Origin of the sequence: Microvirga sp. 2YAF29, assembly GCF_052114605.1 — a bacterium.
Taxonomy (GTDB): Bacteria; Pseudomonadota; Alphaproteobacteria; order Rhizobiales; family Beijerinckiaceae; genus Microvirga.
Genome location: NZ_JBFRFB010000018.1, coordinates 24,567 through 39,290, shown reverse-complemented (window position 1 = coordinate 39,290; position 14,724 = coordinate 24,567). Strand labels below are relative to the sequence as shown.

The window sequence follows — 14,724 nt, the reverse complement described above, 5'->3', positions numbered from 1 at the left end:
CCCGCCCATCCAGGGTGCCCACCGAGAAGCTGGTGAGTGCGCCGATCAGGTCCATGTCCGGTTTCATTGTTGTTTGCCCCTTGGCCTTCGATGACCAAAGATCTACCCAATCCCACAAGCCTTGTCTGCTCTCCACCTAGAGGGTGGATAATATTACTATTTGCTCAACTTAGGTTTTTCTTCTCAAGAAGCTTGGCTTTACTTGAGTGGGAGCAAGTAATTTTCCCATGCTCCCAAAGGGAAGGGCCTCATCAGCCTTGCCGCACAAAGCCGGAAACTGGCCCTGCATTGTGTCGCAGGGCCAGGCTTGGTCGATGCATCAGGCGCGCTTGTCGGCGTTGCGCTTCTTGTCTTTCGGGAACTTGTCCTTCCTCGGACCCTTGTGGTCGCGAGGCGGCTTTCCGCTCTTCGCGCCATGCTCGTCGCGTGAGTCCTTGCGCGGGGCGAAGTCTCGCTTCTCCTTCGGCCCCTTTTCACGGAAGCCGCCTTCCGGCGCATCCTTGTTCTTGCGTGCGCCCCAGGGCTTTGCGGATGAGGGCTTGCCTGGTGAAGACTTGCCGTACGACGATTTGCCGGGCGAGGCCTTTCCGTGCGGGCCCTCAGCCGACTCGATGCGGATATCCTCGTCATTTGCCTTGCGCGCGGCTGCGGCGAATTTCGGCGCGTGGCTTTGCGCGATCTGGAACTTGGTCTCGCCGTCGAAGATCTTGATCGAGCCGACCTCCTTCTTCGTGACGTGGCCGAGACGGCAGATGATCGGCAACAGCCATCGCGGATCGGCATTGTTGCGGCGGCCCACATTCATACGGAACCACACCATGCTCTCGGAGGACTCATCCTCGCTGCGCCACTTCTCCTTGCCGCCACGCTCCCGGTCCGTCTCACGCTCGCGCTTGTCCTTGCGGTCGCGAGTCGGGCGGTCGTTGCCGGGATCGAACACTTCCTCCGGCGCCGGAAGGCGCGAGCGGTGGAAGCGGGCAAGAGCATTGGCGATGTCCTCCGCCGATTTCTCTGCGAGGAGCATGCGGGCAATGGCCAGATCTTCTTCCGTGGTTTCCTCGGTGAACATCGGGTCATGCATCAGGCGCTCGCGGTCGCGCACGCGAACCTCTTCCGCCGATGGCGGGGCGGCCCAGGTCGTGTCGATGCCTGCCATGTCGATCAGCCGCTCGGCTTTGCGGCGGCGGGTATAGGGCACCATCATCACGCATACGCCCTTGCGCCCCGCGCGGCCAGTACGGCCCGAGCGGTGCAGAAGCGTTTCGTGATCGTTGGGCAGATCCACATGGATGACGAGGCCCAGATCCGGCAGGTCGATGCCGCGCGCGGCGACGTCGGTTGCGACGCAGACGCGGGCGCGTCCATCGCGCAGCGCCTGCAGCGCGTGGCTGCGCTCGCTCTGGCTCAGCTCGCCTGAAAGCGCAACGACGGAAAAGCCGCGCTCCTGCAGGCTTGCATGGAGATGACGCACCGCTTCACGCGTATGGCAGAACACCATCGCGCCACGGCTCTCATAGAAGCGCAGCACGTTGACGGTCGCAAGCTCGATCTCGTTCGGTGCGCAGCGGATCGCGCGGTATTCGATGTCGCCGTGCGGCTGGTTCGCGACAAGCGTGTCGATGCGGTGCGCATCCCGCTGGTAACGACGCGCGAGAGCCACGATGTTCTTCGGCAGCGTCGCGGAGAACAGCAGCGTGCGGCGCTCTTCCGGCGTGGCGTCGAGGATGAATTCCAGATCCTCGCGGAAACCGAGATCGAGCATCTCGTCCGCTTCGTCGAGCACGACGACCTTCATCTTCGACGTATCGAGACGTCCACGCTCAAGGTGGTCGCGCAGGCGGCCAGGCGTTCCGACGACGATATGGCAGCCGTCTTCGAGAGCGCGTGCCTCACGGCGCACATCCATGCCGCCGACGCAGGAAACGACGCGCGCGCCGGCGGGGCCGTAGAGCCAGATCAGCTCACGGTTGACCTGCAACGCCAGCTCGCGGGTCGGCGCGATGATGAGCGCCATCGGCTCACGGGCAGGGCCAAAGCGCTCCGCATCTCCGAGGAGCGTGGATGCCATGGCAAGGCCATAGGCGACCGTCTTGCCAGAGCCGGTCTGGGCGGAGACCAGAAGATCGCGGTCCAGGGCCTCCGGGTCGAGAACGGCGGCCTGAACGGGAGTGGGATCGTTATAGCCTTTGTCGGCAAGTGCGCGCTCAAGGCTGGGATGGGATTTGGGAAAAGGCATGGAAAGTGGCTGAACCGGTTTGAGAGCCTACCAGGGCTCCGAGAATAATGATCAGCCAGAGGTGGTGCTTTCGTCTATTTCGTCGATCGACACCAGGAACACGACATCTATGTTGATGCCGTCAGAGTCTTCGTCGTTTTCGACATCGTCCTCGTCCTCTTCGTCCAGAACCTCATAGAACGCATCGATTTCGTCCCCCGATGCGGGTCTGGTTGTCAAGGCAGCTGAGCCGTCCCACAGGAAGCGGCCCCCGCTCTTAAACGACTTCAGGTCATCTTTAAAGCTCTCGCTCAAAAAGAGTTCTTGGGCTTGGCCTTCTTCCGCGTTGGTCACGGCAACGGCGTTGCCGGCAATCTCCAAGGTCACCATGGGAGCTCCTTCGTCGCTTCGCTTCGAAGAGTAACGCCCAACTGAGCAATTCGATCAACCGGTAAAACGCGCCGGAACCGCTAGAACATATAGTGCAGGGCCTCTCCGGCGGCCTTGAGCGACGGCAGGTAGCGTGTTCCCATCTCCCCCAGGGGCACGCGCGCGGCCTGGGCGCTGATGTTCAGGGCAATGGTCACCTGGCCATTTCTCTGGATGAGGGGGACGGCAATGGAGCGGAGGCCAAGCTCCAGCTCCTCGTCGACGATGGCATAGCCTTGTGCCCGGGTGGCCTGCAGGACTTCGCGCAGCTTGGCCTTGCTGGTGATGGTCTTGGGCGTGCGGGCCTCCAGGCGAGCGCGCTCCAGATAGGCCTCCACCACCTCATCAGGCTGATAGGCCAGGATCGCGCGGCCCAAAGAGGTGCAATGGGCCGGAAGCCGGCTGCCGACGCCTAAGCCGATCGACATGATGCGGCGGGTGGCCGAGCGGGCGATATAGACGATGTCGTCCCCGTCCATCATGGCGGCCGAGCTTGACTCGCCCGTCTCCTCCGAGATCCGCTCCAGGCTGGGCTGAAGGCGCGAGGAGAGGGAGGTGGAGGACAGGAAGGCATAGCCCAAGCGCAGGATGCGCGGGCTCAGTGAGAAGTAGCGGCCGTCGAAATCCGCATAGTTCAGCTTGGTCAGCGTGCGCAGGTAGCGCCGGGCCGCCGCCCGCGTGATTCCGGTGATCTTCGCCACGTCGGAGAGGGTCAGGCGCTGACGGCTCGCGTCGAAAGCCTCGATGACGAGCAAGCCCTTTTCGAGGCTGGCCACGAAATCCCTGTCGCCGCTCTGCTCCTCGATCTCGACATCCTGCATGTTCCACCTCCAAAGTGAGAGGGCGCTGGACTTTGGTAGCCTTGACACCGCATGCTCAAATCGTACTTCATGTGCGGTATGGTTTTCAATGTGCGCAATGCGCACAAAAACATAGACCATAGGATGATGAACACGCGGTCCGTAACAAAGAGGCCGAGCGGCTCAAAGAGGGAAGGAAACGAGGAATGACAGCAGGACGGAAAATTCTGGGCGCCGCTCTCGGCACTCTCTTGATGAGTTCGGTCGCGGCCTATGCCGACACCGTCAAGGTCGGCATTATCGGTCCGTTCTCCGGGCCCTTCGCTCTCCAGGGCAAAAACTTCCAGGCCGGCGTCGAGGCCTACATGGCGCTCAACGGCAAGTCCGTGAAAGGCCACGACATCGAGGTGATCTACCGCGATCTTCCCGCCGCCAACCCCGCGCAGTCCCGTGCTCTCGCGCAGGAACTCGTCGTGAAGGAGAAGGTGCAGTATCTCGGCGGCGTCTATTTCACGCCGGATGCCATGGCGATCACGCCGCTGCTCGCTCAGGCTAATACGCCGCTCGTCATCTTCAATGCGGCGACATCCGCCATCATGAACACCTCGCCGCTTGTGGTGCGCACATCCTTCACTACCGCGCAGACGACGACGCCTCTCGGCAAGGTCGCCGTCGATGAGGGCGTGAAGAAAGCCATCACCATCGTCAGTGATTACGGCCCTGGAATCGACGCGGAAAACGCTTTCAAGAAGGCCTTCGAGGCCGCAGGCGGGCAGGTGGTGGAATCCATCCGCATGCCGATGAACACCAACGATTTCAGCCCGATCATGCAGCGCGTGCGCGATTCCGGTGCGGCGGGCCTCTTCGCCTTCCTTCCCTCCGGCCCGCCGACGCTCGGCTTTGCAAAGGCCTATAACGACACAGGGCTCAAGAAAGCGGGTATCAAGTTCTATGCGCCGGGTGATCTCACCCAGGAATCCGATCTGCCTGCACTCGGCGATGCGGCGGAAGGCTTGAAGACCAGCTTCCATTATGCGGTGTCGCACGACAGTCCGGAGAACAAGAAGTTTGTCGAGGCTGCCACCAAGGCCATCGGCTCGGCGGAGCAGCTCTCGTTCCCGTCCGTCGGTGCCTATGATGGCATGCATGTCATCTACAAGATGATCGAAGCCACCGACGGCAAGCAGGATGCCCAAAAGGCGGTGGACGCCGTGAAAGGCCTGTCCTGGACGAGCCCGCGCGGGCCTGTGCGCATCGAGCCCGATACACGCCACATCACGCAGAACATCTATCTGCGCGAGGTCGCGAAGGGTGCTGACAGCAAGTCGATCAACAAGGAAATCCAGACCTTCGAAAACCAGAAGGATCCGGGCCTCGCTACGCAGTAAGGCCGCGCTCAACTAAGCTCGTAAGGCGCGGTCGATTGGGACCGCGCCTTACGCCTCCGCTTTATGAACCCAAGGCGCCTGGACCATTTCGATGCAGACCGTTCTCAGCATTGCCATCGACGCCTTCGCCTACGGCATGGTGCTGTTCATCATCTGCATCGGCCTGTCTCTCACCATGGGCCTGATGCGCGTGGTCAACCTGGCGCACGGCGCCTTCGCGATGATCGCGGGCTATATCGCATCCTATGCGGGGCGCGATCTCGGTTTGGGTTATGCGGTTGCGATCTTTCTCGCGATCATCGGCACGGTCATCATCTCCATTCCGCTGGAGCGATTCCTCTACCGCCGCATCTATGGCAGTCCTGAGCTGACACAGGTCCTGATGACCATCGGCATCACCTTCTGCATCATCGGCATCACCAACTATTTCTTCGGCCCCACGCTCAAGACCATTCCGCTGCCCGCCAGCCTCGCGCAGCCGGTGGATGTAGGCTTCCGCACCATCGCGGCGCACCGCCTTTTCGTCATCGCCTGCGGCGTCGTGGTGGCGGGAGGGCTCTGGTATCTCATCGAAAGAACGAGCTTCGGCATCAAATTGCGGGCGACCGTGGACAACGCAGCCATGAGCGATGCGCTCGGCGTGCGCACGCAGGTGGTCTATGCGGTCAGCTTCGCCATCGCCATCGGCCTTGCGGCGCTCGGCGGCGTGGTCGGTGCGGAATTCCTGCCCATCGAGCCCTATTACGCCCTGCGCTACATGGTGACATTTCTCGTCGTCGTGTCTGTCGGCGGCGCGGGATCCATTCCCGGCGCCGTCATCTCCTGCCTTCTGCTGGGCGCGGTGGACACGACGGGGCGTTATCTCATGCCTGAATTTGGCAACTTCTTCTTCTACGCTGCCGTCATCGCCATCGTCTGCGTCTTCCCGCGCGGCTTCTTCGGAAGGGCTCAGTAATGCAGCTGATGGCTCAGACCGAACGATTGGCTACCGCCCGATCCACTAGCCACCGCTGGATGCGCGATGCCATTGGCCTTGTCGCCATCCTCGGGGCGGGTGCTGTTGGCTACTGGCTCTTCCCCGACAACCTTGCCCTGCTCACACGCATCATCGCCATCGCTCTGCTGGTCCTGTCGCTGGATCTCATCGTCGGCTATTGCGGCGTCGCGTCGCTCGGCCAGGCATCCCTCTTCGGTGCGGGCGCCTATGCAGCGGGCATCGCCTGCGTCAACGGCGTGACAGAGCCGATGACGCTCATCGCCATCGGCGCATTGGCCGGCGCGGTGGCGGGTCTGCTCATGGGCACAATCATGCTGCGCGCGCACGGCCTCGCGCAGCTCGTACTGTCCATCGCCATCGTTCAGCTCTTCCATGAGGCAGCCAACAAGGCTTCCGCCTATACCGGTGGCAGTGACGGCTTGGCCGGTCTCATGGTCAACCCGCTCTTCGGCATGTTCGAATTCGACCTTTGGGGGAAGACCGCCTATCTCTTCGGTCTCGCTCTGCTCGTCATCGTTTTCGTCATTCTCAAATTCGTCGTTACCTCGCCCTTCGGCATGCTGTGCCGCGGCATCAAGGAAGACCCGATCCGCATCCGCTCCATGGGCGCCTTCGTGTCCCCGGTGCTGCTGAAGATGTTCGTCATCTCCGGCGCGGTGGCGGGCATGGGCGGTGCGCTCGCCGCCATCTCCACACAGGTTGTCGGCCTCGACAGCGTCAGCTTCGAGCTGTCCGCGAATGCTCTGGTGATGCTGGTGCTCGGCGGTCTCGGCACGCTCTATGGCGCCCTGATCGGCACCGTGATCTTCATGGGCTTCGAGCATTGGATCTCCGCCATCAACCCGTTCCACTGGATGACGATGGTCGGCGCACTGCTCATCGCCGTCGTGCTGGCCGCGCCCGGTGGCTTGAGCGGTCTCGTCGAAAAGCTGTCCGGGATGAAGGGAGGCAAGCGATGAGCGATCTCTTCCGCGTCGAGGGACTGTCCAGATCGTTCGGCGGCCTCGCCGTCAGCCGCGACATTTCCCTGTCGCTTCCGGCAGGCGAGCGCCTTGCGCTCATCGGGCCGAATGGTGCCGGCAAGACCACCTTCGTTAATCTCGTGACAGGCCAGCTGAAGCCCAGCGCCGGGCGCGTCATCCTCAATGGCGAGGATGTAACGGGCCTTGGTGCCGTGCGGCGCGTCAGAAAAGGTCTGGTGCGCACCTTTCAGGTGACGCGCCTGTTCTCCGATATGACGCCGGAAGAACATGTGACCCTCACCGTCCTCCAGCGCGAGGGCAAGGCCACGCGCATTCTCGGCCGCTTCGTCGGCAATGCCGATGTCGCCGACGAGGTCGAGGGCATTCTCGGAACGCTCGGCTTGCTCGATGTGGCGCGGCGCAAGGTGCGCGAGATCGCCTATGGCCAGCAGCGCCTGCTCGAAATCGCCATCGCTCTCGCCCTCAGACCGAAGGTTCTGCTGCTCGACGAGCCGGCGGCGGGCGTGCCATCCGCCGACACGCCGCGCATCGAGCAGGCTTTGGAGCGTCTGCCGCCGAGCCTCGCCGTGCTGATGATCGAGCACGACATGGATCTCGTGTTCCGCTTCGCCAAGCGCGTGGTGGTACTCGCAGCAGGTGAGATCATCTTCGAGGGACTTCCGTCCGAAGTCGCGGCCAATCCAAAGGTGCGCGAGGCCTATCTTGGGAATTATGCCAATGTCCGCAGCGTCGCTTGAAGTCCGCAACCTCAGCGCCGGCTACGGCCCGACGCTCGTGCTGGAGGATGTCTCGTTCTCTGTGCCGTCCGGTGCACGCCTGTCGATCCTCGGCCGCAACGGCATGGGCAAGACGACATTGCTCTCAAGTCTCATGGGCATGAACAAGCGCTACGGCGGTGAGATCCTTGTCAGTGGCACGGATGTCGCCACGCTCAAGAGTTCGGAGCGCGCCCGCCGGGGTATTGGCCTCGTGCCGCAGACGCGCGACATCTTCCGCTCGCTCACGGTCGAGGAAAACCTGATCGTTGGCATCAAGGATCGCCCGCGCAGCGTCATTCAGGAAGCCTACGACATGTTTCCGCGCCTGCATGAGCGGCGGAACAATCTCGGCTGGCAGCTCTCGGGCGGCGAGCAGCAGATGCTCTCCACCGCGCGCACCATTTTAGGAAAGCCGTCCGTGCTGCTGCTCGATGAGCCGCTTGAGGGATTGGCGCCAGTGATCTGCGAGGAACTGATGGCTGCTTTGACGCGGCTCGCCTCCAGCGGGAAGATGACCATCCTGCTCGTGGAGCAGCGATTGGAAAGCGCCCTCGATTTCGCGGAAACGGTTCTGATCCTGGAGCGCGGGCGCATCGTCTGGCAGGGGGCGAGCGAGGAGTTGCGATCCGATCAGAACCTGATCGAGCATTACATCGGCGTCGGCTCGCTGCATTGAGGATATGGGATGGCATTCGTTCGCGCCAACGGAATCGTTCTTCATTATCAGGTGCTGGGCCAGCCCTATGCACCCGCGCTCGTCTTCATCAATTCGCTGGGCAGCGATCTTCGCATTTGGCAGGAGATCGTGCCCGCCTTCACCGACCGCTACCGGGTCGTCCTCTACGATGAGCGCGGCCACGGCCTCTCCGATGCGCCGCCCGCGCCCTACACGATGGACGAGCACACGGACGATCTTTTCGCTCTGCTCGATCATCTGAAAATCGAGTCCGCCGCGCTCGTCGGCCTCTCCGTCGGCGGCATGATCGCGCAACGCGCCGCCGTCTGGGCGCCGCAGCGGGTGAGGGCGCTCGTACTCTGCTGCACGGCCGCGAAGATAGGCACGCCGCAGTCATGGGCGGAACGGATCGACGCAGTGGAGCAGGGCGGCGTCGAAAGTGTCGTCGAAGCTGTTCTGCAACGCTGGTTTACGCCGGCCTTTCGCGAAAGCCGAGCCGATGAATGCGCGGGCTGGCGCAACATGCTCGCGCACACACCCGCTCACGGTTATGCCGGAACATGTGCCGCCATCCGCGATGCGGACCTCACGGCGGATGCGGGCCGTATTGCAGTTCCCACCCTCTGCGTCGCGGGCGATCAAGATGGATCGACGCCCGCCGATGTGGTGCAGGGCACAGCCAATCTCATTCCCGGCGCTCGCTTTGCTCTCATCGAGGGAGCAGGGCATATTCCATGCGTCGAGCAACCTACCATTCTGTCGGGATTGATCGCAAACCATCTTCGGGAGGCCGGAATTGTCTGAGAGTGAACGCTATAAGACCGGCATGGCTGTGCGCCGTCAGGTGCTGGGCGATGCGCATGTGGATCGCGCGAGCGCGCAGATGACGGAGTTCGACTCCGACTTCCAGACCTTCATCACCGAAGGCGCCTGGGGCTCCGTGTGGTCGCGCCCGAATTTCACCAAGCGCGAGCGCTCCATCGTGACCTTGGCGCTGCTGGCGGCTTTGGGACAGGACGAGGAAGTGGCCATGCATGTGCGCGCCACGCGCAACACCGGCGCCACGAAAGAGGACATTCGCGAAGCGCTGCTGCACGTGGCAGTCTATGCAGGCGTGCCTGCGGCTAACCATGCCTTCAAGATCGTCAAGAAGACGTTCCAGGAAATGGAACAGGCAGAGACTGAGAAGTAACGGCGCGGGAGGGAAGATATGTCGGACCAGGGACCATTCTACCAGCGGGATCGAAGCTGGCATCCTGCCGCGCTGACGCCGGAGTACAAGACGTCGATCCTGCGCTCGCCGCAATATCCGCTGCTGTCGCTCGACAACACGATTTCGGAAATGACCGGCCCGCGCTTCGGTCACGATAGGATCGGCCCGCTCGACAACGATCTCATCCGCAACTTCGCCAAGACGGGCGATCCCATCGGCCAGCGCATCATCGTCTATGGCCGCGTGCTGGACGAGAATGCCCGCCCGGTGCCGGGGGCTCTCGTGGAGTTCTGGCAGGCCAATGCGGGCGGGCGCTATCGCCACAAGAAAGAAACCTATCTCGCCGCCATCGATCCGAATTTCGGCGGCTGCGGGCGCACGATCACCAATGACGAGGGGCGCTATTGGTTCCGCACCATCAAGCCGGGGGCCTATCCTTGGCCGAACGGCGTCAACGACTGGCGGCCCGCGCATATCCATTTCTCGATCTTCGGCCATGCCTTCGCGCAGCGCCTCATCACGCAGATGTATTTCGAGGGCGATCCGATGATCTGGCAATGCCCCATCGTCTCGACAATTCCCGACAAGGCCGGTGTGGAGCAACTGATCGCAGCGCTCGACCGCCACAACACGCTGCCGATGGATGCCATGGCCTACAAGTTCGACATCGTCCTACGCGGCCGCCGTTCGACCATGTTCGAGAACCGGATGGAGGGGAACTGATGGTTCAGAAGCTCACCACATTGAAGGAGTCTCCCTCGCAGACAGCGGGGCCTTACGTCCATATCGGCGCGACACCCAACTGGGTCGAAATCACCGGCGTATGGGAGGAGGATCTGGGCCTCGTTCTCGTCGGGCCTAAGACCAAGGGCGAGCGCATCATCGTGAAGGGCCGCGTGTTCGACGGGAGCGGCACACCGCTGAAGGACGCGCTGATCGAGATCTGGCAGGCGGATGCCGACGGGCTCTACAACAGCCCGGAAGAGAAGCGCGGCCAGGCCGATCCGAACTTCGTCGGCTGGGGCCGCCAGCCAACGGACGGCACCACGGGCGAATATCGCTTCGAGACGATCAAGCCGGGCCGCGTTCCATACAAGGATGACCGCCTCATGGCGCCGCACATCACGTTCTGGATCGTGGCGCGCGGCATCAATATCGGCCTGCATACGCGCCTGTATTTCGGCGACGAGGAAGCGGCAAATGCGGAATGCCCGGTGCTCGCGCGCATCGAGCATAAAATCCGCGTGCCGACGCTGATCGCGAGCCGAAGCGTCGAGAATGGAATGCCTACCTACACCTTCGACATCCACTTGCAGGGTGAGAAGGAAACCGTGTTCTTCGATATCTGATTGCTGACATCATGGCCAAGTTCAAAAGCCTGTCCGAGGCTGTTTCGGAAAACCTTCGCGATGGCGATACGGTCGCCTTCGAGGGATTTACCCATCTCATCCCCCATGCCGCAGCCCATGAGGCAATCCGGCAGGGCCGCAAGGACCTGACGCTGATCCGCATGACGCCGGACATCATCTATGACCAGATGATCGGCATGGGGCTCGCGAAGAAGGTCGTCTTCTCCTATGCGGGCAATCCGGGCGTGGGATTGCTTCGCCGCATGCGCGATGCCATCGAAAATGGATGGCCGCGCAGCATCGAGACCGTCGAGCACAGCCATGCCGCCATGGCGAACGCCTATGAGGCCGGCGCCGCAGGGCTCCCCTGCGCGGTTTTCCGTGGCTATCGCGGTGCGGGGTTGAAAGAGGTGAACCCGGATATCAGGAGCATCACTTGTCCCTATACCGGCGAGGAACTTGCCACCGTGCCTGCGCATCGGCCCGATGTCGCTTTCGTCCACGCACAGAAGGCTAGCAAGCGCGGCGATGTGCTGGTCGAAGGTATCATCGGCGTGCAGAAAGAGGCGGTGCTTGCCGCCAAGCGCGCGGTGGTGACGGTGGAGGAGATCGTGGAGGATTTCGACGATCTGCATCCCAATCTCTGCGTGCTGCCGCATTGGACGATTACCGCCATCGCCCATGTGCCAGGCGGCGCGCATCCGTCCTACACCCATGGCTATTACGACCGCGACAACGCGGCCTATCTCGAATGGGACAAGGTGTCGGCGGACCGGGAACTGTTCACGGCCTGGATGCAGAAGAACGTGATTGAAGCAGCTCCAGAGGCTTTTGCCGAGCGCGTGAAGGGATTGTGATCATGCCGGATTTCACCCCCAACGAGATGATGACCATCGCCGCCGCCCGCGCGCTGTCGAATGACGACGTGTGCTTCGTCGGCATCGGGGCGCCGTCCGCCGCCTGCAACGTGGCGCGGCTCACCCATGCGCCAGGCATCACGCTGATCTACGAGAGCGGCACCATCGGCACCGCGCCGGAGGTTCTGCCTCTCTCTATTGGTGATGGCGAACTCTGCGAGACCGCGCTCACCACCGTGTCGGTGCCGGAAATGTTCCGTTACTGGCTGCAGGGTGGGCGCATTTCCATCGGCTTCCTGGGGGCTGCCCAGCTCGACCGGTTCGGCAACATCAACACCACGGTGATCGGCGATTACCACAAGCCCAAAGTGCGCCTGCCGGGCGGCGGCGGCGCGCCGGAAATCGCGACCTCCTGCCAGGAGGTTTTCATCACCATGAAGCAGGCGACTCGCGGCATGGTGGAGAAGATCGATTTCTACACCTCCTTCGGTCACGGCGAGGGCGGCGATCATCGTAAGCGCCTCGGCATCACGACCAAGGGGCCGACTTTGCTGATTACGGATCTGGCCCTATGGAAGCCTGATCCGGAGACGAAGGAATTCACCGTGGTGTCGCTGCATCCGGGCGTCACCCGCGAGCAGGTTCAAGAAACCTGCGGCTGGAAGGTGAGATTTTCCGATCAGCTTGAAGAAACACCTCCGCCGACCGAGCTCGAACTCGGCACGCTGCGCGACTTGCAGGCCAGGACCGAGCGCGCGCACGGCGGCAAGAAGGGAAATTGAAATGTCTGAGGCCTTTATCTGCGCTTATGTCCGCACACCCATCGGCCGCTATGGCGGATCGCTCTCGAGCGTTCGCACGGACGATCTCGCGGCGGTTCCGTTGAAAGCCCTCATGGAGCGCCATGCGGGGATCGATTTTGAGGCTGTCGATGACGTCATCTATGGCTGTGCCAATCAGGCGGGCGAGGACAACCGCAACGTCGCGCGCATGGCCGTGCTGCTGGCGGGCCTGCCCGGTTCCATTCCCGGCACCACCATGAACCGTCTTTGCGGCTCGGGCATGGATGCCGTCATCGCTGCCGCCCGCGCCATCAAGGCGGGAGAGGCTGAGCTCATGATCGCGGGCGGCGTCGAATCCATGTCGCGCGCGCCCTTCGTCATGCCGAAGGCGGACACGGCTTTTTCCCGTAATGCCGAGATCTTCGATACCACCATCGGCTGGCGTTTCATCAATCCTTTGATGAAGAGCCAATATGGCGTCGATTCCATGCCCGAGACGGGCGAGAACGTGGCGGCGGATTTCAACGTCTCCCGTGCCGATCAGGATGCATTCTCCGTTCGCTCTCAGCAGAAAGCCGGAGCAGCCCAGGAGCGCGGTCGCTTTGCGCAGGAAATCGTTCCCGTGACGATCCCGAAGCGCAAGGGCGATCCTGTCGTCGTGGATCGCGATGAGCATCCGCGCGCCGATACCACGCTGGAGCAATTGGCGAAGCTCTCCACGCCGTTTCGCAAGGACGGCACGGTGACGGCAGGCAATGCATCCGGCGTCAACGATGGTGCGGCAGCTCTCATCGTCGCGTCGGAAGCCGCCATGCGCAAATACGGTCTGGAGCCTATTGCCCGCGTCGTCGGCGGTGCGGCTGCGGGCGTACCTCCGCGCATCATGGGCATCGGGCCCGCGCCTTCCACCAAAAAGCTTTGCGCGCGTCTCGGACTGAAGCCTGCCGATTTCGATATCGTCGAGCTCAACGAAGCTTTCGCCAGCCAGGGCATCGCGGTTTTGCGCGAACTGGGCATTCCGGAAGATGCGCCTTACGTGAACCCCAATGGCGGCGCGATTGCGCTCGGCCATCCGCTCGGCATGTCGGGCGCTCGCATCACCGGTACGGCGGTGCTGGAGTTGAAGCTGACGGGCAAGAGACGTGCGCTCGCCACCATGTGCGTCGGTGTCGGGCAGGGCATTTCCATCGCTCTCGAAGCTGTTTGAGGCAACGTAGATGTACCCACATCCCTTGCTCAATACTCTTACCGGCGACGAGGAGGTGGGTGCCTTGTTCTCGAACGAGGCCGAGCTTGCCGCCATGCTGCGCGTCGAGGCGGCATTGGCGGATGCGCAAGCGGAGATCGGCCTGATCGATAAGGCCGCCGCCGAACGGATTGTCGAGACATGCGGCAGCTTCAAGCCGGATTGGCCTATGCTTGCGGAGGGTTTGGCGCAGGATGGCGTGGTCGTTCCGCAATTCGTCAAGCAATTGCGCGCCGCTGTCGGCGAACCTCATGGCAAGGCGGTTCACCTCGGCGCCACCAGCCAGGACATCATCGACACGGCGCTCGTCCTGCGCGTGAAATCGGTGATCGAGATTATCGGGCAGCGTATCGACCGGCTGATCGAGATGCTTCATGCACTCAAGAGACGCGACGGCTCGGTGCCTCTGATGGCGCATACGCGGATGCAGCAGGCGCTGCCTTTCACGGCCTCCGACAAAATCGACACGTGGCTGCAACCGCTGGAGCGACACGGCGAAGCACTACAGTCTCTCGCGCCCCGCTTGCTCGTTCTTCAGCTCGGCGGCCCGATTGGCACGCGCGGCGAACTCAAAGGCCGTGGCGATGCAGTGGCCGACGCCATGGCGGAGAAGCTTGACCTCGGCTATGCGCCTTCCTGGCATTCGCAGCGTGATCGCATCGGCGAGTTCGCATCCTTTCTTTCGCTCCTCACCGGGACACTCGGCAAGATCGGTCAGGATGTCGCGCTGATGGCGCAGAATGAGGTGGCCGAGGTGCGGCTTGCGAGTGGTGGCGGTTCATCCGCCATGCCGCATAAGTCGAATCCTGTTACGGCCGAAGTGCTCGTCACGCTCGCGCGCTTCAATGCCGGATTGCTCGGCACGCTGCATCAGGCGCTCGTGCATGAGAACGAGAGATCGGGCGCGGCATGGACTTTGGAATGGCTCGTGCTGCCGCAGATGGTGGTGTCCACCGCTGCGGGGCTCAACAAGGCGCAGACGTTGCTGGGTCAGATGAGCTTTGCTTCTGCTGGAACTGCTAAATGAGAGG

Annotated in this window: 16 protein-coding genes; 13 read left to right on the top strand and 3 right to left on the bottom strand. The window is 62.5% G+C overall.

What is annotated here, in order from left to right; translation table 11 throughout:
- Positions 1 to 319 precede the first annotated feature (319 nt).
- The 3 genes from AB4Y85_RS17725 to AB4Y85_RS17715 all read right to left on the bottom strand — a co-directional run bounded on the left by AB4Y85_RS17725 (position 320) and on the right by AB4Y85_RS17715 (position 3,465).
- The gene (locus AB4Y85_RS17725) at positions 320 to 2,236 is read right to left on the bottom strand and encodes a DEAD/DEAH box helicase (protein ID WP_441986246.1); all 1,917 of its coding nucleotides are present in this window, start codon (positions 2,234 to 2,236) and stop codon (positions 320 to 322) included.
- A 51-nt stretch (positions 2,237 to 2,287) separates the two neighbouring features.
- Positions 2,288 to 2,605 carry a hypothetical protein gene (locus AB4Y85_RS17720; RefSeq protein ID WP_441986245.1) on the bottom strand — a complete coding sequence of 106 codons (318 nt, stop codon included), beginning with the start codon at positions 2,603 to 2,605 and terminating at the stop codon, positions 2,288 to 2,290.
- Between the two features lie 80 nt (positions 2,606 to 2,685).
- Positions 2,686 to 3,465: an IclR family transcriptional regulator domain-containing protein gene (locus tag AB4Y85_RS17715; protein ID WP_441986244.1), complete on the bottom strand. Its 780-nt coding sequence runs from the start codon at positions 3,463 to 3,465 to the stop codon at positions 2,686 to 2,688.
- A 185-nt stretch (positions 3,466 to 3,650) separates the two neighbouring features.
- Between AB4Y85_RS17715 and AB4Y85_RS17710 the strand changes: the two genes are divergently transcribed.
- From AB4Y85_RS17710 to AB4Y85_RS17650, 13 genes are all read left to right on the top strand, one after another.
- On the top strand, positions 3,651 to 4,832 hold the full coding sequence (locus AB4Y85_RS17710) for an ABC transporter substrate-binding protein (protein ID WP_441986243.1): 1,182 nt from the start codon (positions 3,651 to 3,653) through the stop codon (positions 4,830 to 4,832).
- A 91-nt stretch (positions 4,833 to 4,923) separates the two neighbouring features.
- Entirely contained in the window at positions 4,924 to 5,787 is an 864-nt protein-coding gene (locus tag AB4Y85_RS17705) for a branched-chain amino acid ABC transporter permease (protein WP_441986242.1), read from the top strand.
- An 8-nt stretch (positions 5,788 to 5,795) separates the two neighbouring features.
- A complete protein-coding gene (locus AB4Y85_RS17700) occupies positions 5,796 to 6,788 on the top strand; it encodes a branched-chain amino acid ABC transporter permease (RefSeq protein ID WP_441986248.1) in 993 nt (330 codons plus the stop codon).
- A complete protein-coding gene (locus tag AB4Y85_RS17695; RefSeq protein WP_441986241.1) occupies positions 6,785 to 7,549 on the top strand; it encodes an ABC transporter ATP-binding protein in 765 nt (254 codons plus the stop codon). Before AB4Y85_RS17700 ends, AB4Y85_RS17695 begins: the two co-directional genes overlap by 4 nt.
- Positions 7,530 to 8,246 (top strand): ABC transporter ATP-binding protein, encoded by a 717-nt coding sequence (locus AB4Y85_RS17690; RefSeq protein WP_441986240.1) that lies wholly within the window; start codon positions 7,530 to 7,532, stop codon positions 8,244 to 8,246. The genes AB4Y85_RS17695 and AB4Y85_RS17690 overlap by 20 nt, the downstream gene beginning before the upstream one ends.
- 9 nt (positions 8,247 to 8,255) lie before the next feature.
- Entirely contained in the window at positions 8,256 to 9,050 is a 795-nt protein-coding gene (gene pcaD, locus AB4Y85_RS17685; protein ID WP_441986239.1) for a 3-oxoadipate enol-lactonase, read from the top strand.
- Positions 9,051 to 9,072: 22 nt separating this feature from the next.
- The gene (gene pcaC / locus AB4Y85_RS17680; protein ID WP_441986247.1) at positions 9,073 to 9,438 is read left to right on the top strand and encodes a 4-carboxymuconolactone decarboxylase; all 366 of its coding nucleotides are present in this window, start codon (positions 9,073 to 9,075) and stop codon (positions 9,436 to 9,438) included.
- Positions 9,439 to 9,456: 18 nt separating this feature from the next.
- Positions 9,457 to 10,182 (top strand): protocatechuate 3,4-dioxygenase subunit beta, encoded by a 726-nt coding sequence (gene pcaH, locus AB4Y85_RS17675; protein ID WP_441986238.1) that lies wholly within the window; start codon positions 9,457 to 9,459, stop codon positions 10,180 to 10,182.
- A complete protein-coding gene (pcaG, locus tag AB4Y85_RS17670) occupies positions 10,182 to 10,808 on the top strand; it encodes a protocatechuate 3,4-dioxygenase subunit alpha (RefSeq protein ID WP_441986237.1) in 627 nt (208 codons plus the stop codon). The genes pcaH and pcaG overlap by 1 nt, the downstream gene beginning before the upstream one ends.
- 11 nt (positions 10,809 to 10,819) lie before the next feature.
- Positions 10,820 to 11,665 (top strand): CoA transferase subunit A, encoded by an 846-nt coding sequence (locus AB4Y85_RS17665; RefSeq protein ID WP_441986236.1) that lies wholly within the window; start codon positions 10,820 to 10,822, stop codon positions 11,663 to 11,665.
- A gap of 2 nt (positions 11,666 to 11,667) precedes the next feature.
- Complete coding sequence (locus tag AB4Y85_RS17660; RefSeq protein WP_441986235.1) at positions 11,668 to 12,447, top strand: CoA-transferase subunit beta; 780 nt, start codon at positions 11,668 to 11,670, stop codon at positions 12,445 to 12,447.
- A gap of 1 nt (position 12,448) precedes the next feature.
- Entirely contained in the window at positions 12,449 to 13,654 is a 1,206-nt protein-coding gene (gene pcaF, locus AB4Y85_RS17655; RefSeq protein ID WP_441986234.1) for a 3-oxoadipyl-CoA thiolase, read from the top strand.
- 10 nt (positions 13,655 to 13,664) lie between these two features.
- Complete coding sequence (locus tag AB4Y85_RS17650; protein ID WP_441986233.1) at positions 13,665 to 14,720, top strand: 3-carboxy-cis,cis-muconate cycloisomerase; 1,056 nt, start codon at positions 13,665 to 13,667, stop codon at positions 14,718 to 14,720.
- The last annotated feature ends 4 nt before the right edge of the window (positions 14,721 to 14,724 follow it).